The organism is Microbacterium aurantiacum (genome assembly GCF_002872075.1).
Classification (GTDB): domain Bacteria; phylum Actinomycetota; class Actinomycetes; order Actinomycetales; family Microbacteriaceae; genus Microbacterium; species Microbacterium aurantiacum_A.
Window position 1 is genome coordinate 114076 of sequence record NZ_PGGU01000007.1, and the last position, 25618, is coordinate 139693.

The window sequence follows — 25618 nt, forward strand, 5'->3', positions numbered from 1 at the left end:
GTTATGGTGAAAGACTCCCCCCGCGAACCTCTCCGGGCGCGTATCCGCGAAGCCGGCGGTTTCTACGCGTGGTTCAACACCAACCTGGTGCGCCTGGCCGGGCCCGCGTCCGTCGGGCCGTACGAGAAGACTCCACCGCCGACGGCGGCGGAGCGCGCTGAACGAGCATGTCCCCTGTGCGGCGCGCCGATGACACAGCATGAGATCGACCGTTCGGGCCCGAAACCGCTGATGCACTGTCCGTAGGACTCAATCCGGGGCCGCGCTGTCCTCTCGTGCCGCGTCGAGCCAGAACATCAGCGAGTCATCGTCCTCGATCGCACTCGGCGCGACATCCAGCCAGTTCGAACTCATCGTGCGTGCCCCCATGACCGCGGGGGCCGCACCGGGGTGGGTCAGCAACGCCGCACCATGCTCGGCAGTGACACGGACGAGCAGCACGCCGCCGTTGCGTGCTCCAACGAGGATGCGGCCGTCGACGAGGAAGGCGCGACTGCCGAACATGCGCCTCTCCTCGAGCGCGATGTCGGAACTCAGCAGCGCGCGGATGCGGTCGCCGAGTTCGTTCCCCGCGTCATCCAACCCCGCCTCCTCCGTCGGTGATCAGGCGTGCCCGGCGCGCTCCATGGCGCGCAGTTCCTTCTTCATGTCCTGCACCTCGTCACGCAGCCGCGCCGCGAGCTCGAACTTGAGTTCGCCGGCGGCCGCGAGCATCTGGTCGGACAGATCCTGGATCGTGGCCTCCAGCTGCTGCGCGCCTTCTGCTGCGATGCCGGTGCGTCGGAGGTTGGGCGTCGGCGCCTTGCCCTTGCCGGTTGCACGCCCGCGCTTGGACATCATCTCCGCGGTATCCGCACCCTCGCGGGCGAGCACCTCGGTGATGTCGGCGATCCGCTTGCGCAGCGGCTGCGGGTCGATGCCCCTCTCCAGGTTGTAGGCGACCTGCTTCTCGCGGCGGCGATCGGTCTCGTCGATCGCCTTCGCCATGGAATCGGTCATCTTGTCGGCGTACATGTGCACCTCGCCCGACACGTTTCGCGCGGCACGTCCGATGGTCTGGATCAGCGACGTCCCCGATCGGAGGAAGCCCTCCTTGTCGGCATCCAGGATCGCGACCAGGGAGACCTCCGGAAGGTCGAGACCCTCGCGCAACAAGTTGATGCCGACGAGGACGTCGTACACGCCGGCGCGCAGCTCGCTGAGCAGCTCGACGCGGCGCAGCGTGTCGACGTCGGAGTGCAGGTACCGCACGCGCACCCCGTGCTCGCCGAGGAAGTCGGTCAGCTCTTCGGCCATCTTCTTCGTCAGCGTGGTGACGAGGATGCGCTCGTCGCGTTCGACGCGCAGCCTGATCTCCTCGAGCAGGTCATCGATCTGCCCCTTGGACGGCTTGACGATGATCTGGGGGTCGACGAGACCGGTCGGGCGGATGATCTGCTCGACGATGCCGTCGGCGATGCCCATCTCGTACTTGCCCGGAGTCGCGGAGAGGTAGACGGTCTGGCCGATCCGGTTCTTGAACTCGTCCCAGCGGAGCGGCCTGTTGTCCATGGCGCTCGGCAGCCGGAATCCGTGCTCGACGAGCGTGCGCTTGCGCGAGGCGTCGCCTTCGTACATCGCCCCGATCTGCGGCACCGTCACGTGCGACTCGTCGATCACCAGCAGGAAGTCATCGGGGAAGAAGTCCAGCAGAGTGTGCGGGGGCTCCCCCGGCGCACGGTTGTCCATGTGCCTCGAATAGTTCTCGATGCCGGAGCAGAAGCCGAGCTGCTGCAGCATCTCCAGATCGAAGGTCGTGCGCATCCGCAGGCGCTGCGCCTCCAGCAGCTTGCCCTGCCGCTCGAACTCGGCGAGGCGATCGGCGAGCTCGGCCTCGATCGTGCCGATGGACCGCTGGATCACGTCGGTGCTGGCGACATAGTGCGAGGCCGGGAAGATCGGCACCGCATCGAGCTTCTCGATGACTTCGCCGGTGAGCGGATGCAGGGAGTACAGCGCCTCGATCTCGTCACCGAACAGCTCGATGCGGATCGCGCTCTCCTCGTAGACCGGGATGATCTCGATGGTGTCGCCGCGCACCCGGAAGTTGCCGCGCGAGAAGTCGACGTCGTTGCGGTTGTACTGCATGGAGATGAACTGCCGGATCAGGGCGTCACGGTCGTAGCGCTCCCCCACCTGGAGCGCGACCATCGCGCGCAGGTACTCCTCGGGCGCGCCGAGGCCGTAGATGCAGGACACGGTCGACACCACGACGACATCGCGGCGCGACAGCAGCGAGTTCGTCGTGGAGTGCCGCAGTCGTTCGACCTCGGCGTTGACGGAGGAGTCCTTCTCGATGAACGTGTCCGTCTGGGGGACGTATGCCTCGGGCTGGTAGTAGTCGTAGTACGAGACGAAGTACTCGACCGCGTTGTTCGGCATGAGTTCGCGGAACTCGTTGGCCAGCTGGGCGGCAAGGGTCTTGTTGTGCGAGAGCACCAGCGTCGGGCGCTGCACCTGCTCGATGAGCCAGGCCGTGGTCGCGGACTTGCCTGTGCCCGTTGCACCCAGGAGGACGACGTCGGTCTCACCGGCGTTGATCCGCGCGGCGAGGTCGGCGATCGCCGCGGGCTGGTCGCCCGCCGGAGCGTACTCGCTGATGACCTCGAAAGGACGGACACTGCGCGTGGGTTGCATGTTTCCAGCTTACGAGTGGCCTCGGACACTGGGGCGGCCGTCCGTGCTCCGCCTAGAGTGGTGGCGTGATCGAGTTCATCATCGGCTCCAGCCTGGCGGCATCCGCCGGTCTCAACGCCTGGATGCCGCTGTTCCTCCTGGGACTGGCCGATCGCCTGCTTCCCGCGATGACGCTCCCCTCGGGCTGGTCGTGGCTGTCCAGCGACCTCGCCCTCTGGATCCTCGGGGCGCTCCTGCTGCTGGAGATCATCGCCGATAAGATCCCGGCGCTCGACTCCGTGAACGACATCGTGCAGAGCGTGCTCCGTCCGGCCGCCGGCGGCATCGCCTTCGGAGCCGGATCCGGAGCGCAGACCATCGCCGTCGACGACCCCGCATCCTTCTTCGCCGACAACACCTGGGTACCCGTGGTCGTCGGCATCGCGATCGCCCTCGTCGTGCACGTGATCAAGGCGACCGCGCGAGTCGCCGCGAACGCCACCACGGGAGGCCTGGCGGCACCGGTGCTCAGCACCGCCGAGGACGGCGCGTCGTTCCTGCTCGCCGCCCTCGCGATCGTCGTTCCGGTGGCTGCCGCCGTCGTGCTGATCGCGCTGATCGTCGGAGTGGTCGTACTGTTCCGTCGGCGCTCCCGACGTCGGATCGATCCGGCATCAGTCGGCTAGCAGCCCGGTTTCGTCCAGACATAGGGTGTCGTCGTCGACACCCTGATCAGGCCGGAGCGCTCCAGGATCGGCCGCGAGAACTCCGTCGAGTCTGATTGCAGGAACCGCTTGCCCATCGCGAGAGCCGAGCGGGCTCTTTGAGAGGTGAGGGCTCGATAGATGCCGCGGCCGCGCCATTCCGGCAGGGTGGCACCGCCCCAGAGACCGGCGAAATCGGTACCGGCGACGGGTTCCAGACGACCGGCGCTCACGACCCGGTCGCCGTCGAGCGCGATCCACAGCTCCACCGTGTCGTCCTCACGTACGCGACGAAGCGTCGTCTCGGCTCGCGCCCGCCATTCCGGATCCTCGAACACGATCCCCTGCATCTCCTCCATCGCCCAGATCTTGTCGTCAGAGCGCGTCCGGCGGATCTCGATACCCTCAGGAACCGGAACGTCCTGCGCGAGCAGCGTGGCCTCGCCGATCATGATCGATTCGGGTTCCTCCGCGACGAAACCTCGTGAGACGAGTGCCTGATGCAGCCCGGGAGCATGATCGTGCCCTCGTGTCTTCCACTCGACCGATGTCGTGTCAGGCCGAGCGCGGAAGTGATCGAGGGCGGCGTCGACGAGGTCGCCGATCCCCTCCGCATCCGCTCCCCCGAGATCTGCGTAACTGATGAATCCGCGGCCGCCGGGAAACACCGACAGACGCAACGGGCCGTGGACCACCGTGTCGACAGCATGGGCGGACTCGGAATCCGTACGGAGCTGACGGTCGTAGGCGGCGAGAAAGCGCTGGTGCATCAGGCAACCTTTGCAGACCGCACGCACGCACGCACATCCGGACGCGAGTGCGCGTGTCAGGCTCGCCCGGAACCGGAACGTCGCAACCCTGCTACCGCGACGAGGGCTGCGGCAGCGCACATCGATACGACGAGGAGCACGAACCACGGCCAGCCCACGTGACCGAACACGAGGCCGAGTGCCCATCCGAAGAGACTCGAGCCGGCGTAGTAGCCGAAGTAGTACAACGACGACGCCTGGGCGCGACTGTCAGGAGCAGCCGCGGCCGGCGCCCATCCGGATGCCACCGCATGCGCTCCGAAGAATCCGGCCGTGAAGAGAATGAGGCCGGCGAGCACGACGGCTGCGATCGGCACCAGCATCAGAATCGCTCCGGTAGACGTCACGGCGATCGATCCGAGCAGCACCGGATATCGTCCGTGCCGAGACGCGAGCGAGCCGGCCCACGGCGAGGATGCGGTGCCGGCGAGATAGGCCAGGAACAGCATCGTGACCAGCCACGCCGGCAGCAGGAACGGCGCGGCAGAGAGGTGAAAGCCGAGGTAGTTGTAGACGGCGACGAACGCGCCCATCAGCAGGAAACCCTGAGCGTACAGCGCGAGCTGCACCGATGATCGCAGGGGCACCAGCAGAGTCGTGAGGATGCCCGGGCCGTCATCGCGCATCCGGCGGGGCACGAACCCGCGGGCGCGCGGCGTCAACCAGAGGAACAGCACGGCCGCCACGGAGCAGAGCGCCGCCACGGCCCAGATGCCGGCACGCCATCCCGCGGCCTCGCCGACCACTCCGGAGAGGATGCGACCGACGAGTCCGCCCACCGTGGTGCCCGCGATGTAGCTTCCGGCTGCCGCGGCCGCGTGGCGCGCACCGACCTCCTCGCTCAGGTAGGCCAGCGCGACCGCTGGAACGGCGCCGAGCGCGATCCCCTCGGCGAAGCGGAGCGCGAGCAGCATCCCGATCTCCGAGCTCAGCGGAGCACACAGGCCGAGCGCGGTCGCGGCGAGCACGCCGGTGCCCATGGCGCGGATCCTGCCGGCGCGGTCCGCGACCATCGACCAGGGAATCACGGCCGCGGCGAGCCCGAGAGTCGCCGCGGACACGCTCAGTGCCGCAGAGGCGGGCGCGATGCCGAGGTCCTGGGAGATCCCCGGCAGCACGGCCTGCGGTGAGTACAGTTGCGCGAAGGTCGCTATTCCGGCGAAGAACAGACCGGCGATCAGGCGCCGGAATGCCGGAGACCCCGGGGCGTGCCCGGAGAACGTCTCCGCGCTCACCGGGCGCGGATCCGCTCCCAGAGGGCGTCGGCCTGCGCCTGCGTCTCCTCGATCGTCCCCGAGGTGTCGATCACGACGTCGGCGATGGCCAGACGCCGATCATCGGACACCTGCGCGTCGATGCGGTCCTGGGCCGCATGCTCCTCCATGCCCCGCAGTTCGACGAGCCGGCGCAACCGTTCTGAAGCCGGAGCGTGCGCCACGACGATGAGGTCCCAGGGATCGTCGACGCGTGCCTCGACGAGCAGCGGCACGTCGTAAACCACGACGGCCGACGGATCGGTGGCGTTCGCCGCTTCGAACCGTCGCTGCGATTCGGCGCGGACCGCCGGGTGCACGATCGCGTTCAGGCGGGCGAGGAGTTCGGGATCACCGAAGACCTTGGCACCCAGGGACGCACGCTCGAGCGTCCCCTCGGAGGTGATGACGTCGTCGCCGAAGGCCGCCGCGATCTGCTGCAGCACGGGAGATCCGGCTGCTTGGACGTCTCTGACGATCTGGTCGGCGTCCACGACGATCGCGCCGTGCTCTGCCAGTCGCCGCGCGATGGTCGACTTGCCCGATGCGATGCCGCCGGTGAGCGCGATGAGAGGCATGCCTCCATCCTGGCACGCCGGTCGCCGGCGTCCGCTCGAGAGTAGCGCACGGCGGAAGAGGCAGCTGTTCACCCGGGACGCGAAACGGGCCGCCACCCGAAGGTGACGGCCCGTTCCAGAGCGTTGTGCTTACGCGTTGCCGCCCGAGAGCTTCTCGCGCAGAGCGGCGAGAGCCTCGTCATCGGCGAGCGTGCCGGCACCGGTCGTCTCGCTGGAGAACGCCTGGCCGCCGAAGTCGGCGCCGGCCTCTGCCTCAGCCTCGGCCGCCTTGGTGACCTGAGCCTTGTGAGCTTCCCAGCGAGCCTGGGCTGCAGCGTACTCCTGCTCCCATGCCTCGCGCTGGGAGTCGAAGCCGTCCTTCCAGGCACCCGTCTCGGCGTCGAAGCCCTCGGGGTACTTGTACTCGCCGTTCTCGTCGTACTCGGCGAGCATGCCGTACAGCGCCGGGTCGAACTCGGTGCCGTTCGGGTCTACCGACTCGTTCGCCTGCTTGAGCGAGAGCGAGATGCGGCGACGCTCGAGGTCGATGTCGATGACCTTGACGAAGACCTCTTCGCCGACCGACACGACCTGCTCGGCCAGCTCGACGTGCTTGCTGGAGAGCTCGGAGATGTGGACGAGGCCCTCGATGCCGTCTGCGACGCGGACGAACGCACCGAACGGAACGAGCTTGGTGACCTTACCCGGCGTGACCTGACCGATCGCGTGGGTACGGGCGAAGACCTGCCACGGGTCCTCCTGCGTCGCCTTCAGCGACAGGGAGACGCGCTCGCGGTCGAGGTCGACCTCAAGGATCTCGACGGTGACCTCCTGGCCGACCTCGACGACCTCGGAGGCGTGCTCGATGTGCTTCCAGGACAGCTCGGAGACGTGCACGAGGCCGTCCACGCCGCCCAGGTCGACGAACGCACCGAAGTTGACGATCGACGACACGACACCCTTGCGGACCTGACCCTTGTGCAGGTTGTTCAGGAACGTGGTGCGCGACTCCGACTGCGTCTGCTCGAGCAGAGCACGGCGGCTGAGCACGACGTTGTTGCGGTTCTTGTCGAGCTCGAGGATCTTCGCCTCGATCTCCTGGCCGAGGTACGGCGTGAGGTCGCGGACGCGGCGGAGCTCGATGAGCGAAGCCGGCAGGAAGCCACGGAGGCCGATGTCGACGATGAGTCCACCCTTGACGACCTCGATGACCGTACCGGTGACGACGCCGTCGTTCTCCTTGATCTTCTCGACGTCTCCCCAGGCGCGCTCGTACTGAGCACGCTTCTTGGAGAGGATCAGACGGCCTTCCTTGTCCTCCTTCTGGAGAACAAGAGCCTCGACCTCGTCGCCGACCTTGACGACCTCGTTGGGGTCGACGTCGTGCTTGATGGAGAGCTCGCGCGAGGGGATGACACCCTCGGTCTTGTAGCCGACGTCCAGCAGAACCTCATCGCGGTCGATCTTGACGATCGTGCCTTCGATGATGTCGCCGTCGTTGAAGAACTTCAGGGTCTTCTCGACCGCGGCCAGGAAGTCCTCAGCAGATCCGATGTCGTTGATGGCGACCTGCTTGGTGGCCGGGGCGGTCGTTGCGGTAGTCATGTAGTGGGTTGTCCTTGTGAATGGAACTCGGGCTGGAAGCAGCGGCCGCGCACGGCCACATCATGCTTCGCAGCGGATGGATTGGGATTGCTTGTCACGAACGCGCGCGCATGCACGCCACGAGTGACGCTTCAGATTATCAGAAGATCGGATGCTGTGGGGTTCGAGGTCGCCGGTACGTCCTGTGGATAACTCTGACGCACGCGGGGGCATTCGGGTTAACGTGTCGGGGTGACTCTCGTACGGACCGCGTCGACTCCCCTCGCCGCCCTCGGCGTGCTCGCGCTGGCGGCAGGGCTCGTCGTGGGATGCTCCCCCGCACCGAAGCCGACACCGACAGCCGCCTTCGCGTCGGAGGAGGAGGCTTTCGCTGCGGCGGAGGAGACGTATCGGGCTTACTTGCAGGCGTCTGCAGCCCGAGCAGACGGTGATGAGGCAGCAGATCCCGAGGCGTATCTCTCGGGAGCGGCTCTCGAAAGTGACATTCAGACGCAACGCGAGCTTACGGCCGCCGGACTCAAGATCGTCGGCGCAAGCACCGTTCACGACTTTCTGGGACTGGTCGCCCGCTTCGACACGAAAATTGCTGAGGTCACTGCAGAAGTCTGCGTTGACATCAGTGCCTCTCGAGTCATAGACGACTCAGGCTCCGATGTCACTCCGACCACGCGACCAGAGCGCGGGAAAGTAGAGGTCGTCTTCTCGGGTGACAATGACCAACTTCTAATCTCGAATACCGCACCAGCAGAAAGTTCAGCGTGTTAGAGGCGATCGCACTTGCGGCGCTCATCGGTTCATCTCCGGTGCCGATGGACGCGCCCACCTGTGATCTCGCGGTTTTGCAGCTCTTGGGTTTCTGCCCGAGTGTCGACAACGACGGCAGTGAGGTCGGGATCGGCGGCGAACAGAACACTCCCGGCACGGACCCCGTCTTCAACCCCGGCGACGGAACTGACGAAGGCTCTGAGTCCTCCCCGCCGCCGCAGGAGTTCGACTTCGAGACCTGCCTGCGCAGTTGGAGCTTCATCGATTGCTTCCGTCTCGCCGAAGAAGCCCCTCCCGCGGAGGAGAACGAGGCCCCGGGGATCCGCCCCATCACGATCAGCGACCTCGCCCAGTTCGCCCCGGCCCCCGCGGCCCTCGCCGGCGAACCCGACAACGTCGGCATCGCCGGGATGCCCACGAACTTCGTCACCAACGCATCCACCACGACGCAGACGGGCACGCTCTTCGGCCGGCCGATCTCCGTCCGCTTCACCCCCACCGCATACGACTTCCACTACGGCGACGGCTCCACGACCACGACCACCACCGGCGGAGATTCCTGGGCGGCCCTCGGCCAGGCGCAGTTCACCCCCACTTCGACCAGCCACGCGTATCAGGACCGCGGCATCTATGCCGCCGACGTCGACATCCGCTACGGCGCCGAGATCGACTTCGGCACGGGCTGGTTCCCGATCACAGGCGAACTCACCACCGACGGCCCGCCCCAGCAGATCCGCATCTTCGAAGCACACACCGCCCTCGTGGCCCACACCTGCAACGAGCGACCCGACGCCCCGGGCTGCTGAGCCGACGGCAGGCGTCGGACCCGAGTGCCAGACTGTGCTCATGACCCGCGCCGATCGCCTGATGCTGCTCGACACCGCCAGCCTCTACTTCCGTGCCTTCTACGGCGTTCCCGACAAGGTGAAGGCACCTGACGGCTCTTCGGTCAACGCAGTGCGGGGACTGCTCGACATCGTCGCCAAGCTCGTCACGCTCTACGAGCCGACGCAGGTCGTCGCCTGCTGGGATGACGACTGGCGGCCCCAGTGGCGAGTCGACCTCATCCCGAGCTACAAGACGCACCGCGTCGTCGAGGTCGTCGCCGGGGCGCCCGACGTCGAGGAGGTTCCCGACCCCCTCGAGGCGCAGATCCCGCTGATCCGGCAGACGCTGACGACCCTCGGCATCCCGATCATCGGAGTGGCCGCGCACGAGGCCGACGACGTGATCGGGACCCTGGCGACCCGCGCGACGCTGCCCGTCGACATCGTCACCGGTGACCGCGACCTGTTCCAACTCGTCGACGACGCCCGTGACATCCGCGTCATCTACACCGCGAAGGGCATGAGCAACCTCGAGATCGTGACCGATGCGACCGTCGTCGGCAAGTACGGCGTACTCCCCTCTCAGTACGCCGACTTCGCCACGATGCGCGGCGACGCCTCCGACGGCCTGCCTGGCGTGGCCGGCGTGGGCGAGAAGACGGCGGCGACGCTCCTCCAGGCGCACGGCGATCTCGCCGGGATCCGCGCGGCCGCTGCGGCGGGCGAGGGCATGAGTACGGGCGTCGGCGCGAAGATCCTCGCCGCCTCCGCCTATCTCGACGTCGCCCCGACGGTCGTGGAGGTCGCCAGGAACCTGAGCATCGAGGTCCCCGGCGTCCCTCTCCGCATGCTCGACCCGGCAGAGGCCGACGCCGCTGCGGCTCTCGCCGAGAAGTGGAATCTCGGCGGCTCGATGACGCGCGCCGTCGCGGCCGTGTCGGCCGTCTGACCCGGACTCAGCGCGCCCAGGCGAGCAGGCGATCCAGACCCCAGGTGGTCACGATGCGCGCAGCGGGAATCCCGGCGCGCTCCGCCCGCTCGGCCCCGTGATCGAGGAGCGACAGCTGTCCGGGCGCGTGAGCGTCGGAGTCGATCGAGAACAGGCATCCGGCCTCCAGCGCCAGAGCGATGAGGTCGTCCGGCGGGTCCTGCCGCTCGGGACGGGAGTTGATCTCCACGGCCACGCCGTTCTCCGCGCACGCCGCGAAGACCGCCACCGCGTCGAACTCGGATTGCGGGCGTGTCCCCCGGGACCCCTCGACAAGCCGGCCGGTGCAGTGCCCGATCACATTCACCCTCGGATGCGACACCGCCGCGAGCATCCTCTTCGTCATCGTCTTGGCATCCATGCGCAGCTTGGAATGCACGGATGCCACGACGATGTCGAGTTCGCCGAGCAGGGCTTCTTCCTGATCCAGCCCACCCTCCTCGAGGATGTCGACTTCGATGCCGGCGAGAACCGTGAAACCTTCGGTGGACTGCGCGCGGACGAGCGGAATCTGCTCACGGAGACGCTCGGCGGAAAGCCCCCGGGCGACGCGGAGTCGCGGTGAGTGATCGGTGATCGCCTGATATTCGTGGCCGAGGGCCCGCGCTGCCTCGGCCATCACGGCGATGGACGTGGTGCCGTCCGACCAGTCCGTGTGCGCATGCAGATCGCCGCGCAATGCCGACCTCAGCTTCGATGCGCGCTCCGGCTCCACCGCTCCACGGAGTTCGACCAGATAATCGGGCACCTCGCCGGCCTGCGCCTGTCGGATGACCGCGAAAGTGGATTCGCCGATCCCTTTGCTCGCACGCAGCTTCGCGGGGTCATCGCGCACGTCTTCCGACAACCCCTCCAGCGTCGCGGCCGCCTGTCGGAACGCCTTCGCTCGATAACGCGAAGCCCGCTCGCGTTCCAGCAGAGATGCGATCTCCAGGAGTGCGGCGACAGGGTCCATCATGCGTCCTACGCGGAGGCGAGCTCTCGGCTGACCGCGACCCACTCGTCGAGCTTCGCCGCAGCACGGCCGTCATCGACGGTCGCCGCAGCGCGCTCATACCCTTCGCGCAGCCGCTCCAGGATCGGGCGCTGCACCTGCGTGGCGTCCTGGGAGAGCTCGAAGGCGACGATGCCTGCAGCGGCGTTCAGGAGCACGATGTCGCGAACGGGTCCGGGAGCGCCGCTGAGCGTATGCCGCAGCACCTCGGCGTTGTGCTCGGGTGAACCTCCGATGAGGTCGGACAGCTCCGCGAGCGGAATGCCCAGGTCGCGCGGATCCAGATCGTGCTCGTGGACGTCGCCGCGCGTCACCTCCCAGATCCTGCTGTGGCCGGTGGTGGTGAGTTCGTCGAGACCGTCGTCGCCGCGGAAGACGAGCGCCGTCGCACCGCGCGTGCGGAACACGCCGGTGATGAGCGGGACACGCTCCAGATGCGCCACGCCGACGGCGTTCGCCTCGGCCCTGGCCGGATTGCAGAGGGGGCCGAGCATATTGAACACCGTCGGAACGCCCAGTTCGGCGCGCACCGCGCCCGCGTGCCGGAACCCCGGATGGAAGGCGGCCGCCCAGGCGAACGTGATGCCGGTTCGGTCGAGGACGGATGCCACCGCTGCCGGGTCCAGAGAGAGCTCGAGTCCGAGCGCCCCGAGCACGTCTGACGACCCTGAGGCGGAGCTCGCCGCCCGGTTGCCGTGCTTGACCACCGGTATCCCGGATGCTCCGATGATGATCGCGGCGGTGGTCGACACGTTCACCGTGCCGATCCGGTCGCCGCCCGTCCCGACGATGTCCAGGACGTTGGGCGACACCGGCAGGGGTACGGCGGCCTCCAGGATCGCATCACGGAATCCGACGATCTCGTCGATGGTCTCGCCCTTCGCGCGGAGCGCGATGAGGAATCCGGCGAGCTGCGCCTCGGTCACATCGCCCTGCATCACGTTGCGCATCGCCCAGGTCGACTCCCACACGCTGAGGTCGCGACGCTCCAGAAGAGTGGTGAGCACGTCGGACCAGGTCAGCGAATCAGCCATGTGAGCGATCCTATCCGCGCGCGTCGATGTCGACGCCGAGATGACGCCGGCCGGCGCCCGCAGTTTGCCGCTGATTCACCGACGATTCGCAGTATCTTCTTAGGGTCTCCTAAGTCGCGAGCGGGTAGAAACAGCGCCCCAGGTGCAAGAATCACCCCCTCGGATCGGCCATAATGGAACAGTGACGACCTCAGCGACGTATGCCCCGGCGGCGAGAACGATCAAGCGGCCCAACCCGGTAGCTGTCGGCACCATTGTGTGGCTCGGCAGCGAGGTGATGTTCTTCGCGGGACTCTTCGCGATCTACTTCACCCTCCGCAGCACTTCACCGGACCTGTGGGCCGAGCGGACAGAGCTGCTGAACGTGCCGTTCGCGTTCATCAACACCGTGATCCTGGTCCTCTCCTCCGTGACCTGCCAGATGGGTGTGTTCGCAGCCGAACGCCTGCAGCCGTACACCACGAAGAAGCGCGGGATGCTCGGCTGGGGAATGGTCGAGTGGTTCTTCCTGACATTCGCGCTCGGCGCGGTCTTCGTCTCCGGCCAGGTGTGGGAGTACGCGCAGCTCGTCGCTGAAGGCATGCCGATCAGCGCCGACTCCTACGCATCGGCGTTCTACCTGACCACCGGCTTCCACGCACTGCACGTCACGGGCGGGCTCATCGCGTTCCTGCTCGTCATCGGCCGCGCATATGCCGTCAAGAACTTCGGGCACAAGGAGGCGACCTCCTCGATCGTCGTGTCGTACTACTGGCACTTCGTCGACGTCGTCTGGATCGTCCTGTTCGCCGTTATCTACTTCCTGAAATAAGAGCGGAGCTGATCCCCGAGATGGCACGAGAGAAGAAGCGCCGCTCCAGCGGTCGTCGCAGCCCCTTTGCTGCGGCCGCACTCATCGGAGCAGGTCTGATGATCACTGGCGCCGTGTACGCCGGTGCGTCCGCCGCCTTCGCCGCCACCGACACGCAGGCTGCCGTCTCGACGCAGCTGACCGTGGAGGACGGCGAGAAGCTGTTCACGGCGAACTGCGCCACCTGTCACGGACTCGACCTGCAGGGCACGCCCAACGGACCGAGCCTGTACGGCGTCGGCGAGCTCGCGACCGAGTTCCAGCTCGCAACCGGCCGGATGCCGCTGCAGATGCAGGGCCCGCAGGCTCCGCAGAAGACCCCGCAGTTCACCGAGGACCAGATCAAGGCGATGGCGTCGTACGTCCAGTCGATCGCCCCCGGACCGACCTACCCGGACGCGCACCTCATCGACGGAGAGGGCGACGTCGCCAGGGGCGCAGAGCTGTTCCGTGTCAACTGCGCGATGTGCCACAACGTGGCCGCCGCGGGTGGCGCACTGACTCAGGGCAAGTACGCCCCGGCTCTGACCGAGACCAGCGCCCTGCACATGTATGCGGCCATGGTCACCGGTCCCCAGAACATGCCGGTCTTCGGTGACATGAACCTCTCCGACGAGGACAAGCGCGACCTCATCTCCGCGCTGCTGTACCAGCAGGAGGCCGTGCAGATCGGCGGCGCTTCGCTCGGCTCCCTCGGACCGGTCTCCGAGGGTCTGTTCATCTGGATCTTCGGCATCGGCGCGCTCGTCGCCATCACCGTGTGGATCACGGCGAAGTCCAACTGACGCTTATTCATCGAAGAGGAACGTACGAGGAGCACCATGGCACACGACGACGACTCGCAGGCTCTTGACAGGGCCTACCAGCCCTCTCCGGGGCTGGGCGTCGCAGTCAGCGACCCCGTGCAGAACCCAGGGCTGCCGCCGCATCGCGAGCGGATGACCGACAAGGACCCGCGCGCCGAGAAGAACGCCGCGCGCACGGTCTATTCGCTGTTCTATCTCTCCCTCGCGGGCAGCATCTGGGCGGTCGCCGCCTACATGCTTTTCCCGATCGAGAGCGGCGCGCTCATCGACATCCGCAACAACAACCTGTTCATCGGACTCGGCATCGCACTCGCGCTGCTGGCTCTCGGCATCGGCGCGATCCACTGGTCCAAGGCGCTGATGTCGGACAAGGAGTTCATCGAGTACCGCCACCCCACCCGGGGCAAGGACTCGACGCGCGAAGCCGCCATCGCGGCATTCGCCGCCGCGAATGAGGAGTCCGGCTTCGGACGCCGCTCGATGATCCGCAACTCGCTGATCGCTGCCGTCGTCGCGTCGATCATCCCCGGCGTCACCCTCTTCCGCGGTCTGGCGCCGCATTCGGGTGCCAACCCGGAGCACCCGCACGTCGGCGACCCGGTCGCACTTCTGAAGCACACCATGTGGGACAAGGGGATGCGCCTCGCTCGCGACCCCGATGGAACGCCGATCCGCGCAGCCGACGTGACCCTCGGCTCCGCCTTCCACGTCATCCCCGAAGAGCTCGCAGAGCTCAGCCACCACGACGGCTACCTCGAGGAGAAGGCGAAGGCGATCGTCCTGCTCATGCGCCTGCGCCCGGAGCAGCTGATCGAGGCGGATGACCGCAAGGACTGGTCCTACGACGGCATCGTCGCCTACTCCAAGGTCTGCACCCACGTCGGCTGCCCCGTCGCCCTGTACGAGCAGCAGACGCACCACCTGCTCTGCCCCTGCCACCAGTCGCAGTTCGACGTCACCGACCACGCCAAGGTCATCTTCGGCCCGGCCGCTCGTCCGCTGCCGCAGCTGCCGATCATGGTCGACGATGAGGGCTACCTCGTCGCACGCAGCGACTTCAAAGAACCCGTCGGCCCGAGCTTCTGGGAGCGCCATTGAGCACTGCAACGCTGTCCAAAGAGGACAAGGACACCAAGGCACCGCTCGGCGGGCGCTTCGTCGGCGCCGCATCGAACTACATCGATGAGCGCACCAGCCTCTCCGGTTTCGTCAAGGAACTCGGACGCAAGATCTTCCCCGACCACTGGTCGTTCATGCTCGGTGAGATCGCGCTGTGGAGCTTCGTGGTCGTGTTCCTCTCCGGAACCTTCCTGACGTTCTTCTTCCAGGCGTCGATGGTCGAGACCCACTACACCGGCGCCTACGCGCCGATGCGCGGCATCGAGATGTCCGCCGCTCTCGAGTCGTCGCTGTACATCTCGTTCGACCTGCGCGGCGGCCTCCTGGTCCGCCAGATCCACCACTGGGCCGCTCTCGTCTTCGTCGCCGGCATCGGCGTGCACATGCTCCGCGTGTTCTTCACGGGAGCGTTCCGCAAGCCTCGTGAGCTCAACTGGGTGATCGGCTTCGTGCTGTTCGTGCTGGCGATGGCCGAGGGCTTCACCGGCTACTCCCTCCCCGACGACCTGCTCTCGGGCAACGGCCTGCGCATCATCGACGGCATGATCAAGGGAATCCCGCTCATCGGCGTCTGGACGTCGTACATCCTCTTCGGCGGCGAGTTCCCCGGCACCGACATCGTCGGCCGTCTGTACACGCTGCACATCCTGCTGCTCCCGCTGCTCGTCATCGGACTCATCGTCGTGCACCTCATGTTGATGGTCATCAACAAGCACACGCAGTTCGCCGGCCCCGGCCGCACGAACGAGAACGTCGTGGGCTTCCCGATGATGCCGGTCTACATGTCGAAGATGGGCGGCTACCTCTTCATCGTGTTCGGCACAATCGTGCTGATAGCGACGTTCTTCCAGATCAACCCGATCTGGAACTACGGACCATACGACCCGTCCCCCGTCTCGGCGGGAACGCAGCCGGACTGGTACATCGGCTTCGCCGACGGTGCGCTTCGCCTTGCGCCGTCGAACCTGGACCTCGTCCTGTTCGACCGCACCTTCTCGTTCGGCATCCTGATCCCTCTCGTCGCACTGGGTCTGTTCATCGTGCTCGTCGCGATCTACCCGTTCCTCGAGGCGTGGATCACCGGCGACAAGCGCGAGCACCACATCGCGCAGCGCCCTCGTAACGCGGCGACCCGCACCGCCATCGGCGCAGCCGGCGTCATCTTCTACGCGGTGCTCTGGGCTGCGGCATCCTCCGACCTCATCGCGACGCACTTCATGCTCACGATGGAGGGCGTCATCCTCTCCCTGCAGATCCTGCTGTTCGCAGGCCCGATCGTGGGCTACTTCGTCACGAAGCGCATCTGCATCGCGCTGCAGAAGAAGGACCGCGAGATCGTGCTGCACGGCTTCGAATCAGGCCGCATCGTCCGCCTTCCCGGTGGCGAGTTCATCGAGGTGCACCAGCCGGTCGACAAGTACGACCGCTGGAAGCTCATCGACGTCGACGGCTACCAGCCGCTCGTCGTGCGGCCGAACGCCAAGGGCCGCATCCCGTGGACCGAGAACGTCCGCTCGTCGATCTCCCGCTGGTTCTTCGAGGACCGTCTCGCCCCGCTCACGCAGGCCGAGGTCGAGGCCGCGGATGCGCACCAGCACCACGTCCTCGCACACGACCAGGAGGTCGAGAACGCTGAGATCCAGAGTGCTCATGAGCGCGCCGGAGCACCGGATGCTCCACTCGTGGCGACCGAGGATCACATCGACGAGACGCCGAACACCCCCAGCACGGTGATCGCCACCGAGCCGGTGAAGAAGCCCCGCAAGAACAAGCCGGAGGAGAGCGAGTAGCTCGCCACTCCCCCACGAGGAAGGCCCCGCCGCGCGCAGAGATGCGATCGCCGGGGCCTTCCTCGTTCGTGCTTGCCCCGTGAAAGGATCAGAGGATGCCCGTGACCCCCCGCATCCGTCCCGCGGTCGAGACGGACCTCGACGTCGCCGCGGAGATCGAGGCCGCTGCCGATGCGCTTCTCGTCGAACGGTTCGCCGCTCGCGATTGGCCGGCGGCCGCCTCCGCTGCGGAAAGGTCCGCGCTCCCTGGATTCATCCTTGTCGTGGAGAGCGGCGATGTTCCACCCACCGTGATCGGCTTCGTCCACGTTCTCGAGATCGACGGGCACGCGCACCTCGAGCAGCTGTCCGTGCTCCCTCGGCACGGCAGACGAGGACACGGAAGGATGCTCGTGACTGCGGCCAAAGCCGAGGCCCTGCGGCGCGGGCACCGGTCGATGACCCTGCGCACGTACCGAGATGTCCCCTGGAATGCGCCCTTCTACGCGACGTGCGGCTTCAGCGAGACCGCACCCGACTCGCCTTTTCACCACCAACTTGTCGAGACCGAAGCACGGCTCGGCCTGGAGCAGTACGGCCCTCGCATCCAGATGACCGCCGTCCTCTGAGGAGCCCCCTCGACTGCACGTAGCGATGGCGGAAATCCGATGCTGTTCGACCGACATGTGCGCGCCGACCGGTCACTGCGGTCCATATTCTGAAGACATGATCGAACGTGCAGAATACTTCGCAGCCAAGCTTGCTTACGAGACCGACGCCAGCGACGTGCACGCGGCGCTGAAGGCCGGCGAGCAGATCTTCGTGATCGATGTCCGATCCGATGAGGCCTGGGCTCAGGGGCGCGTCGCCGGTGCGATTCACATGCACTACAGCGAGATCGCGACACGAGCACCGCTCGAGATCCCCCTCGAAGCGAACGTCGTCGTTTACTGCTGGAGCCCTGGCTGCAATGCCGGCGCGAAGGGAGCCCTCGAGTTCGCGAAGATCGGCTACGGCGCCCGCGAGATGATCGGGGGCTTCGAGTACTGGGTGCGCGAGGGCTATCCGGTGGAGGATGCCGAGGGCACGCACCACCGACCCATAGACCCGCTCACCGGCATCCCGCGCGTCCGCACACGGGCCTGACGCCTCTTCGACGGCTCCTGGGGACCGCGCGCCGGGGCCGTCTGTCAGCCGAGATGCTTCGCGAGCACGGCCCTGTGCGTCGGGCTCGCGGCGTTCCAGCGCGCCTTCCCCTGCTCCGTGAGCGTGAGGAAGCTCGCACGACGGTCGAAATCGCACTCGCCTCGTTCTACCAGGCCCGCTTTCTCGAGTCGGGACACCGTGCGCGACAACGCGCTCTGGCTGAGGTACATCTCCGCCTCGAGCGCCTTCATCCTGATCTGGGGATCCGCATCGCTCTCGCTGAGCACGGCGAGAGCCTGAAGGACTTCGAACTCGCTGAGCCCGAGCTCGTGCTGCGCCTGGAGTTCGCTCTCCAGCTCGCAGGAGGCGTTGTGGTAGGTGCGCAGCGTCTCGGACCACTTCACGCAGACATCGCCATCCGGTGCCGATTTCATGGGATCAGCGTAGCATGTGTAAACATTTAATGACTTCGCATTCAATGCGTTGACATCAAATGCACAGGCATGTACGTTGATCGACGTGACACTTACGCAACCAGATCTCAGTTCCCCGACAACCTCCCCGTCGACGAATCGTCGATGGGGTCTCAAACTCTGGGCCATCCTCTTCGTCGCCGGGCTCGCCATGTTCCTGGACGCCCTCGACGTCTCCATGGTCGGCGTCGCCCTGCCCTCCATCGGCGCCGAGCTGGGACTCGACACCACCAGCCTGCAATGGATCGTGAACGGCTACATCCTCGGATACGGAGGCCTCCTGCTGCTGGGTGGTCGCGCTTCCGACCTGCTGGGCCGGCGGCGCGTCTTCCTCGCCGCCCTCGTCGTCTTCGGCATCGCGTCTCTCGTCGGCGGTATCGTCGACGACGGCGCCCTTCTCATCGCCAGCCGTGTCGTCAAGGGAATCGCCGCCGCCTTCACCGCCCCGGCGGCGCTCTCGATCATCACCACCACCTTCAAGCAGGGACACGACCGCAATCGAGCGCTGTCGATCTTCACCGTCTTCGGTGCGACCGGTTACGCCTCGGGACTGATCATGTCCGGGCTGCTGACCGGAATCGACTGGCGGCTGACCTTCTTCGCGCCCGTCGTGGCCGTCGCGATCGTGCTGGTCGCCGCATTCATCGTGGTGCCGCGGGCACAGGAGACCGAACGAGGCCGCATCGACCTCGCCGGAGCTGCCATGCTCACCGGCGGCATGCTCGCCGCCGTCTATACGATCGTCACCGCGCCGGAGACCGGCTTCACCGGCGGGGTCATCCTCACGCTGGTGGTCGCCGTCCTCCTGCTCGGCGCCTTCTTCGTGACCGAGAGCAAGGTGCGGTACCCACTCGTCCGCCTCAGCATCTTCAAGGTGACGTCGATCGTGCGCGCCAACCTCGCCGCCATGGCGATCTTCGGCTCCTACATCAGCTTCCAGACCATCGTGTCGCTGTACCTCCAGAACACCCTCGGCTGGGAGCCTCTGCAGATGGCGCTCGCGCTGGCGCCGGCCGGCATCATCGTCGCGATCCTCTCGCCATTCGCCGGGCGGTTCATCGACCGCTTCGGCACCACGCCGATGATCATCGCGTCGATGACCGCGTTCGTGCTGGGGTACCTGTGGTTCATCCTGCGCGGTGGCAGTCCCGACCCGGCGTACTTCGTCGACTACCTGCCGAGCTTCCTGCTGCTGGGTCTCGGCTTCGCGATCGGTTTCTCGGCTGTCATGGTGCAGGCGACGGAAGGCATCGCCGACGAGGAGCAGGGCCTGGCATCCGGGCTGGTGCAGACGTCCGGTCAGATCGGCGGCGCGATCGTCCTGGCGGTGGCGACCAGCCTGATCAGCGCCACGACGGCGACCAGCATCGCGGCGTACCGCCCAGGCCTCTACCTGGTGATCGCCGTCGCGGTGGTCGGCCTGCTGGCCTCCACCTCGGTGCTCCTGACCCGCCGACGCACGGTGGACGAACGGGTCTGAGAGCACGGCAGACAGAAGAAGGCCCCCGGATATCTCCGGGGGCCTTCTTCGTATCGATCAGCGGGCGAAGTTGCCGCGGTAGTACTCGTACACCCATCCGACGATCGCGACGACGAAGACCGCGAGGCCGATCGGCAGCAGGAAGTGGCCGACAGCCAGTCCGACGATGAAGATCGCTGCGGATCCCGCGAGGACGATCGGCCACCAGGACCACGGGCTGAACTCGCCGAGCTCCGGGTCGCCGTCGTCGATGTCCGCGGTGAGGATGTCCTCGGGCAGTTCGCCTCCCTGGGCCGCGTGAGTGCGGTCGAGGTAGAAGGCGATCATCGCACCCATGAACGCGGTGAAGAACAGGGCGACCGTGCCGACCCATTCGATCCGGTTCACGATCTCGAGATCGGGGTGAGCCAGGATGTTCCATCCGGTGTAGATGACGCCGACGAGCGCGAAGAACGCGGTCAGCACCCACCAGAGAATGACGTTGTCGCGCATGGCTCAGTGGACCTCTCGCTCGACGGGTGCAGTGGTGGCGAACTCCGCCGCCTCCGGGTGATTCAGGTCGAAGGCGGGACGCTCACTGCGGATCCGCGGGATCGAGGTGAAGTTGTGACGCGGCGGCGGGCAGGACGTCGCCCACTCGAGCGATGCTCCGTAGCCCCACGGGTCGTTGACCGTGACCTTCGGCGCCTTGCGAGCGGTGATCCAGACGTTCAGGAAGAACGGCAGCATCGACGCCCCGAGGATGATCGCACCGATCGTCGACACCTGGTTCTGCCAGGTCCAGCCGTCGGCCGCAGAGTAGTCCGCATAGCGGCGAACCATTCCGTCGACGCCGAGCCAGTGCTGGATGAGGAAGGTCATGTGGAAGCCGATGAACAGCATCCAGAAGTGCACGTATCCGAGGCGCTCGTTGAGCATGCGCCCGGTCCACTTCGGCCACCAGAAGTAGAAGCCGGCGAACATCGCAAACACGACGGTGCCGAAGACCACGTAGTGGAAGTGGGCGACGACGAAGTACGAGTCGCTGAGGTGGAAGTCGAGCGGAGGGGCCGCGAGGATGACGCCGGTCAGGCCGCCGAAGACGAACGACACCAGGAAGCCGAGGGCGAAGACCATCGGCGTCTCGAACGTCACGGAGCCACGCCACATCGTGCCGATCCAGTTGAAGATCTTCACGCCGGTCGGAACCGCGATGAGCATGGTCATCAGGGCGAAGAACGGCAGCAGCACCGATCCCGTGACGTACATGTGGTGGGCCCACACCGCCACCGACAGCGCGGCGATCGCGATCGTCGCGTAGACGAGGGTCTTGTATCCGAAGATCGGCTTGCGGCTGAACACCGGGAAGATCTCCGAGACGATGCCGAAGAACGGCAGCGCGATGATGTACACCTCGGGGTGGCCGAAGAACCAGAACAGGTGCTGCCAGAGGAGCACGCCGCCGTTGGCCGGGTCGTAGATGTGTGCACCGAGCACGCGGTCCGCACCGGCGGCGAAGATCGCCGCGGCGAGGACAGGGAAGGCCATGATCACAAGGAGGCTCGTGATCAGCGTGTTCCAGGAGAAGATCGGCATGCGCCACATCGTCATACCGGGAGCGCGCATGGTGATGACCGTCGTGATGAAGTTCACCGCACCGAGAATGGTTCCGAAACCCGAGATGCCGAGTCCCAGCATCCAGAGGTTTCCACCCGCACCGGGCGAGAACGTCGCCCCGGCGAGCGGCTGATAGGCGAACCAGCCGAATGAAGCCGCACCCTGCGGGGTGAGGAAGCCGGCGACTGCGATCGTCGAGCCGAACAGGAACAGCCAGAAGGCGAAGGCGTTCAGACGCGGGAACGCCACGTCGGGCGCCCCGATCTGCAGGGGCAGGATCGCGTTGGCGAATCCGGCGAACAGCGGCGTCGCGAACATCAGCAGCATGATCGTGCCGTGCATCGTGAAGAGCTGGTTGTACTGCTCCTTGGTCGGGACGATCTGCATCCCGGGGGCGAACAGCTCGGCGCGGATGACGAGCGCCATCACGCCGCCGAGGAGGAAGAACAGCACGGACGCGATCAGGTACATGTACCCGATGGTCTTGTGGTCAGTGGAGGTGATCCACTTGACGACGATGTTGCCCTTCTGCTCCACGCGCGAGGAACTCATCAGAGCAGCCTGGCGGGCGGGCAGGGCATGGGGACGGGAGCGGTGAGCGTCGCCGGATTCAGAGTTGGTCGACATGGCTTACTCTCCCTCTTCCTCGGAGTGGGACTCTTCCCCGGAGTCGGACGGTTGCGTGCCCGGGAAGTTTCCGAGACGGTCGTAGGCGTCGGTGATGCTGCCGGTGTTGCCCTTCTCGCGGAGCGACTCGACGTACGCGTCGTACTCGTCCTGCTCGACGACCTTCACATTGAAGAGCATCATCGAGTGGTACTCGCCGCAGAGTTCGGCGCACTTGCCCTTGTACTCGCCGACGCGAGTCGGGATGAAGGACCAGGAGTTGTCCTTCCCGATGTACATGTCCTTCTTGTAGAGGAAGTCGATGATCCAGAACGAGTGGATGACATCGCGGGACTGGAGGTCGATCGTGACCTTCTGGTCGACCGGGAGCACCAGAGTCGGCAACTGCGACTGGTCGATGTTGCCTTCCTTGTCGGGCTGCGCCTGAATGCCCATCGTCCACACGGCGTCCGAGTCGTCCTCGTCCTCGCCGTCGTACTGGAAGTCCCACGCCCACTGCTTGGCGATCGCGGTGATCTCGACGTCGGGGTCATCCCACTTCGCCTCGATCTCGGACTGATCGCGAGCCGTGAAGAAGAACATGCCCAGCACGAGGATGAGCGGCACGATCGTGTAGAAGATCTCGATCGGCATGTTGTAGCGCAGCTGCACCGGCAGGCCGACCTGGCCCTTGCGACGCCGGTATGCGATCGCGGCCCAGGCCATCAGGCCCCACGTGATCACGCCGACCGCGAGGAGCACGATCCACGAGTTCACCCAGAGCGCGGAGACGCGCTCCGTCTGGTCCGTGGTTGCGGGACCACCTTCTACGAAGCCCGGGAGAAAGCCGTTCGCCTCTGTGGGAGTACATCCCGCCAGAACCACAGCTGCCGCAACTCCCAGAGGGAGGGCGGCCCAACGAAGGCGGTGTTTCGAGGGCACGATGCACCTTTCAGATCGCGGACAGGGCACGCCTCAAGTCTAGGGCAACCTCACACCCGATTCATGCCAACCACGCAGGTTGACGGGGGTCCGGAGTCAGTGGAAGCTGTCGCCGCAGGCGCAGCTGCCGGCCGCATTCGGGTTGTCGATCGTGAAGCCCTGCTCCGAGATCGTGTCCTTGAAATCGATCGATGCACCGTCGAGATACGGGACGCTCATGTTGTCGATGATGACCTCGACACCGTCGAAGTCGACGGTCTCGTCGCCTTCGAGGTAGCGCTCGTCGAAGTAGAGCTGGTAGATGAGTCCGGAGCATCCGCCGGGCTGAACGGCGACGCGCAGGCGAAGATCGTCGCGGCCCTCCTGCTCGAGGAGGTTCTTGACCTTGAGGGCTGCGGCCTCGGTCAGGTTGACGCCGTGGGCGCGGGTGGTCTCTGCAGTCAGTGTGGTGTCGCTCATGTCGCTCCTTGTGACGGGCCGCGACGGGCGCGGCTTTCCCATCGATTGTACCGTCGCCACCCGTGCACACGGCGAGGACGAGGGAAAGCCGCGCCGGTGATCAGTGCGGCAGCGTGATCCCGTTCATCCTGCTGAGCAGCAGGGCCTCGGCCGCGACCGCATGGCGGAACGTCTCCAGGTGCAGCGATTCGTTCGGGCTGTGCGCGCGAGAGTGCGGATCCTCCACCCCCGTGACGAGGATCTGAGCCTCGGGGAACTCGCGGACGAGGTCGGCGATGAACGGGATGGACCCGCCGACTCCGAGGTCGACCGGAGCGGCTCCATAGCCGTCGCGCATCGCATCGCGGGTCAGCGCGACCGCCCAGCCGCTGGTGTCCACGAGGAAACCGTTGCCGAGGTCGGCATCGCTGAACGTCAACTCCGCACCGAACGGCGCGTGCGCGCGCAGATGCTGCTGGAGCGCCTCGTATGCCTCCTCGCCGGTCTGCCCCGGTGCGACGCGTGCGCTGATCACGACGGTCACCTCAGGGAGCAGGGTGTTGGATGCTGCCGCGACATTCGTCGCGTCGATGCCGATGACGGTGATCGACGGCTTGTTCCAGATCCGGCTGAGGATGGTTCCATCGCCGATCGGCGTGGTGGCGGGCAGGAGCCCTGCCTCATCGCGCAGCGTCTCCTCGGTGTAGTCGGGAGTCGGAGCATCGCGCTGCGTCATCCCGTCGACGGCGACCGAGCCGTCTTCGTTCCACAGGGTCGACAGGAGCTTCACCGTCGCCATCATCGCGTCGGGAACAGCGCCACCGAACATCCCGGAGTGGGAGGCATGGTCGAGGGTGCGAACCCGCATGGTGAATCGGGCGTTCCCGCGCAGCGAGACGGTCAGGCCGGGAACGACGGAATCCCAGTTGCCGGAGTCGGCCACGACGATGGCGTCGGCGCGCAGCGCGTCCTTGTTGTCGGCGAGGAACTGGGCGAACGAACGCGAGCCGTACTCCTCCTCCCCCTCGATGAACATCGACACGCCGAGTTCCAGGTCGTCACCGAGCACCTCGGCGACCGCCCGAAGGGACGCGATGTGCGCCATGATCCCGGCCTTGTCGTCGGCGGCACCGCGTCCATAGAGCCGACCGCCGTGCACGGTCGGCTCGAACGGCGGGGTCTCCCAGAGCTCGTCGTCTCCCGGGGGCTGCACATCGTGGTGGGCGTACAGCAGGATGGTCGGCTTCCCGTTGCGCGCCGCACGTGTGGCGAGGACGGCCGGCTGGCCCAGTTCGTCCGTTCCCGGGACGGCGGCGCGCAGCACGCGCACTTCGTCGAAGACGCCGGTTCCGGTCGCCAGCGCGGCGACGGCGGCGGCGCTGCGCTCCAGCTGGCTCTGATCGAATGCGGGCCACGCGATGCCGGGGATGCGGACGAGATCGCCCAGGTCGGCCAGGGCGGCGGGGATGCCGGTCGCGACGGCCTCGGTGATCGCCGACTCGGCTTCAGGAGACTGATTTGATTCGCTGGAAGGGGCGGGAGAGTTCATGCGAGTAATCTTAAGGCGAACCCCTGTAGCGAACCGAGGAACCTCGTGGCCCATACCCCTGCCTCCCCATCGACGAATGACGACGCCTCTGAGACGCCAGCCGTCGGAAAGGGACGCGCGACGCCCACCCGCGCACAGCAGGAGGCCGCACGCCGCCGCCCCCTGGTCGCGAACACGAAAGAAGCCAAGGCCGCAGCGCGCGCCGAGCTGAACGAGCGCCGCGCGCGCGCCCAGGCCGGGATGGCCGCCGGCGAAGACAAGTACCTGCCGCCCCGCGACAAGGGTCCGCAGCGCCGCTGGGTGCGCGACTACGTGGATGCCGGCTGGCATCCTGCCGAGTTCGTGATGGCGGTGATGGTGCTCGTCATCCTGGCATCCCTCGCACCCGCGAACCTCGCGATCGCCTACTACGCGTACCTCGTGATGATGGCGTACCTGCTGATCGCCGTCGGCGGGATGATCCTGCTCGGTCTGCGCGTCAAGCGCAAGGCCGCCGAGAAGTTCGGCAAGGAGCGGATGGAGAAGGGCCTCGGCTGGTACGCGGCGATGCGCGCACTGCAGATGCGTTTCATGCGCCTGCCCAAGCCGCAGGTCAAGCGCGGCCAGTACCCGGCCTGACGCACGCCGTCATCGAGAAAGGCCTCATGCTCCGC

General features: G+C 66.5%; 27 protein-coding genes. 13 read left to right on the forward strand and 14 right to left on the reverse strand.

Annotated features, from left to right (window positions below; translation table 11 throughout):
- Positions 1 to 3 precede the first annotated feature (3 nt).
- A complete protein-coding gene (locus CUR96_RS18775; RefSeq protein ID WP_102192676.1) occupies positions 4 to 246 on the forward strand; it encodes a hypothetical protein in 243 nt (80 codons plus the stop codon).
- A gap of 3 nt (positions 247 to 249) precedes the next feature.
- Here CUR96_RS18775 and CUR96_RS07470 read toward each other — a convergent pair whose 3' ends face one another.
- Together CUR96_RS07470 and uvrB are read right to left on the reverse strand one after the other, a co-directional pair.
- Complete coding sequence (locus CUR96_RS07470; protein WP_245861122.1) at positions 250 to 582, reverse strand: TfoX/Sxy family protein; 333 nt, start codon at positions 580 to 582, stop codon at positions 250 to 252.
- A gap of 21 nt (positions 583 to 603) precedes the next feature.
- Complete coding sequence (gene uvrB, locus CUR96_RS07475) at positions 604 to 2676, reverse strand: excinuclease ABC subunit UvrB (protein WP_102192677.1); 2073 nt, start codon at positions 2674 to 2676, stop codon at positions 604 to 606.
- A gap of 65 nt (positions 2677 to 2741) precedes the next feature.
- Between uvrB and CUR96_RS07480 the strand changes: the two genes are divergently transcribed.
- The gene (locus CUR96_RS07480) at positions 2742 to 3341 is read left to right on the forward strand and encodes a DUF4126 domain-containing protein (RefSeq protein WP_102192678.1); all 600 of its coding nucleotides are present in this window, start codon (positions 2742 to 2744) and stop codon (positions 3339 to 3341) included.
- Here CUR96_RS07480 and CUR96_RS07485 read toward each other — a convergent pair.
- From CUR96_RS07485 to rpsA, 4 genes are all read right to left on the reverse strand, one after another.
- Positions 3338 to 4129, reverse strand: coding sequence for a GNAT family N-acetyltransferase (locus tag CUR96_RS07485; RefSeq protein WP_102192679.1), 792 nt, complete (start codon positions 4127 to 4129; stop codon positions 3338 to 3340). The genes CUR96_RS07480 and CUR96_RS07485 overlap by 4 nt on opposite strands.
- Positions 4130 to 4185: 56 nt before the next feature.
- On the reverse strand, positions 4186 to 5403 hold the full coding sequence (locus tag CUR96_RS07490; RefSeq protein ID WP_245861123.1) for an MFS transporter: 1218 nt from the start codon (positions 5401 to 5403) through the stop codon (positions 4186 to 4188).
- Positions 5400 to 5999: a dephospho-CoA kinase gene (coaE, locus tag CUR96_RS07495; protein WP_102192680.1), complete on the reverse strand. Its 600-nt coding sequence runs from the start codon at positions 5997 to 5999 to the stop codon at positions 5400 to 5402. The genes CUR96_RS07490 and coaE overlap by 4 nt, the downstream gene beginning before the upstream one ends.
- 129 nt (positions 6000 to 6128) lie before the next feature.
- Positions 6129 to 7583, reverse strand: coding sequence for a 30S ribosomal protein S1 (gene rpsA / locus CUR96_RS07500; protein ID WP_102192681.1), 1455 nt, complete (start codon positions 7581 to 7583; stop codon positions 6129 to 6131).
- A gap of 231 nt (positions 7584 to 7814) precedes the next feature.
- Here rpsA and CUR96_RS07505 point away from each other — a divergent pair, with 231 nt between their 5' ends.
- Genes CUR96_RS07505 through CUR96_RS07515 form a run of 3 tightly spaced genes read left to right on the forward strand, consistent with a single transcriptional unit; the run spans position 7815 to position 10124 of the window.
- On the forward strand, positions 7815 to 8348 hold the full coding sequence (locus CUR96_RS07505) for a hypothetical protein (protein ID WP_102192682.1): 534 nt from the start codon (positions 7815 to 7817) through the stop codon (positions 8346 to 8348).
- A 44-nt stretch (positions 8349 to 8392) separates the two neighbouring features.
- Complete coding sequence (locus CUR96_RS07510; protein WP_146008134.1) at positions 8393 to 9154, forward strand: hypothetical protein; 762 nt, start codon at positions 8393 to 8395, stop codon at positions 9152 to 9154.
- 40 nt (positions 9155 to 9194) lie between these two features.
- The gene (locus CUR96_RS07515) at positions 9195 to 10124 is read left to right on the forward strand and encodes a 5'-3' exonuclease (protein ID WP_102192684.1); all 930 of its coding nucleotides are present in this window, start codon (positions 9195 to 9197) and stop codon (positions 10122 to 10124) included.
- A 7-nt stretch (positions 10125 to 10131) separates the two neighbouring features.
- Here the strand turns inward: CUR96_RS07515 and CUR96_RS07520 are convergent, their stop codons facing one another.
- Together CUR96_RS07520 and trpD are read right to left on the reverse strand one after the other, a co-directional pair.
- On the reverse strand, positions 10132 to 11118 hold the full coding sequence (locus tag CUR96_RS07520) for a PHP domain-containing protein (RefSeq protein WP_102192685.1): 987 nt from the start codon (positions 11116 to 11118) through the stop codon (positions 10132 to 10134).
- Between the two features lie 8 nt (positions 11119 to 11126).
- A complete protein-coding gene (trpD, locus tag CUR96_RS07525; RefSeq protein ID WP_102192686.1) occupies positions 11127 to 12191 on the reverse strand; it encodes an anthranilate phosphoribosyltransferase in 1065 nt (354 codons plus the stop codon).
- A 181-nt stretch (positions 12192 to 12372) separates the two neighbouring features.
- On the opposite strand from trpD, the gene ctaE reads away from it, so the two are divergent.
- From ctaE to CUR96_RS07555, 6 genes are all read left to right on the forward strand, one after another.
- Positions 12373 to 13002 (forward strand): aa3-type cytochrome oxidase subunit III, encoded by a 630-nt coding sequence (gene ctaE / locus CUR96_RS07530; protein ID WP_180968967.1) that lies wholly within the window; start codon positions 12373 to 12375, stop codon positions 13000 to 13002.
- A 20-nt stretch (positions 13003 to 13022) separates the two neighbouring features.
- Positions 13023 to 13826, forward strand: coding sequence for a cytochrome bc1 complex diheme cytochrome c subunit (qcrC, locus tag CUR96_RS07535; RefSeq protein ID WP_102192687.1), 804 nt, complete (start codon positions 13023 to 13025; stop codon positions 13824 to 13826).
- Between the two features lie 36 nt (positions 13827 to 13862).
- Positions 13863 to 14945, forward strand: coding sequence for a cytochrome bc1 complex Rieske iron-sulfur subunit (gene qcrA, locus CUR96_RS07540; protein WP_102192688.1), 1083 nt, complete (start codon positions 13863 to 13865; stop codon positions 14943 to 14945).
- Complete coding sequence (gene qcrB / locus CUR96_RS07545) at positions 14942 to 16756, forward strand: cytochrome bc1 complex cytochrome b subunit (RefSeq protein WP_102192689.1); 1815 nt, start codon at positions 14942 to 14944, stop codon at positions 16754 to 16756. The genes qcrA and qcrB overlap by 4 nt, the downstream gene beginning before the upstream one ends.
- A gap of 95 nt (positions 16757 to 16851) precedes the next feature.
- Entirely contained in the window at positions 16852 to 17364 is a 513-nt protein-coding gene (locus CUR96_RS07550) for a GNAT family N-acetyltransferase (protein WP_102192690.1), read from the forward strand.
- Positions 17365 to 17461: 97 nt separating this feature from the next.
- Positions 17462 to 17881: a rhodanese-like domain-containing protein gene (locus CUR96_RS07555; protein ID WP_102192691.1), complete on the forward strand. Its 420-nt coding sequence runs from the start codon at positions 17462 to 17464 to the stop codon at positions 17879 to 17881.
- A 44-nt stretch (positions 17882 to 17925) separates the two neighbouring features.
- On the opposite strand, the gene CUR96_RS07560 is transcribed toward CUR96_RS07555, so the two are convergent.
- Positions 17926 to 18315, reverse strand: a complete 390-nt coding sequence (locus CUR96_RS07560; protein WP_102192692.1) for a MarR family winged helix-turn-helix transcriptional regulator — start codon at positions 18313 to 18315, stop codon at positions 17926 to 17928.
- A gap of 85 nt (positions 18316 to 18400) precedes the next feature.
- Here CUR96_RS07560 and CUR96_RS07565 point away from each other — a divergent pair, with 85 nt between their 5' ends.
- Positions 18401 to 19834 (forward strand): MFS transporter, encoded by a 1434-nt coding sequence (locus CUR96_RS07565; protein ID WP_219721969.1) that lies wholly within the window; start codon positions 18401 to 18403, stop codon positions 19832 to 19834.
- A 57-nt stretch (positions 19835 to 19891) separates the two neighbouring features.
- Here CUR96_RS07565 and CUR96_RS07570 read toward each other — a convergent pair whose 3' ends face one another.
- The 5 genes from CUR96_RS07570 to CUR96_RS07590 all read right to left on the reverse strand — a co-directional run bounded on the left by CUR96_RS07570 (position 19892) and on the right by CUR96_RS07590 (position 24965).
- Positions 19892 to 20326: a cytochrome c oxidase subunit 4 gene (locus CUR96_RS07570; protein ID WP_102192694.1), complete on the reverse strand. Its 435-nt coding sequence runs from the start codon at positions 20324 to 20326 to the stop codon at positions 19892 to 19894.
- Positions 20327 to 20329: 3 nt separating this feature from the next.
- Positions 20330 to 21982 carry an aa3-type cytochrome oxidase subunit I gene (gene ctaD / locus CUR96_RS07575; RefSeq protein ID WP_102192801.1) on the reverse strand — a complete coding sequence of 551 codons (1653 nt, stop codon included), beginning with the start codon at positions 21980 to 21982 and terminating at the stop codon, positions 20330 to 20332.
- 78 nt (positions 21983 to 22060) lie between these two features.
- Positions 22061 to 22978, reverse strand: a complete 918-nt coding sequence (gene ctaC, locus CUR96_RS07580; RefSeq protein ID WP_102192695.1) for an aa3-type cytochrome oxidase subunit II — start codon at positions 22976 to 22978, stop codon at positions 22061 to 22063.
- A gap of 96 nt (positions 22979 to 23074) precedes the next feature.
- Positions 23075 to 23437, reverse strand: coding sequence for an iron-sulfur cluster insertion protein ErpA (gene erpA, locus CUR96_RS07585; RefSeq protein ID WP_102192696.1), 363 nt, complete (start codon positions 23435 to 23437; stop codon positions 23075 to 23077).
- A gap of 100 nt (positions 23438 to 23537) precedes the next feature.
- Entirely contained in the window at positions 23538 to 24965 is a 1428-nt protein-coding gene (locus CUR96_RS07590; protein WP_102192697.1) for a dipeptidase, read from the reverse strand.
- Positions 24966 to 25010: 45 nt separating this feature from the next.
- On the opposite strand from CUR96_RS07590, the gene CUR96_RS07595 reads away from it, so the two are divergent.
- A complete protein-coding gene (locus CUR96_RS07595; RefSeq protein WP_102192698.1) occupies positions 25011 to 25583 on the forward strand; it encodes a DUF3043 domain-containing protein in 573 nt (190 codons plus the stop codon).
- Positions 25584 to 25618: the final 35 nt, after the last annotated feature.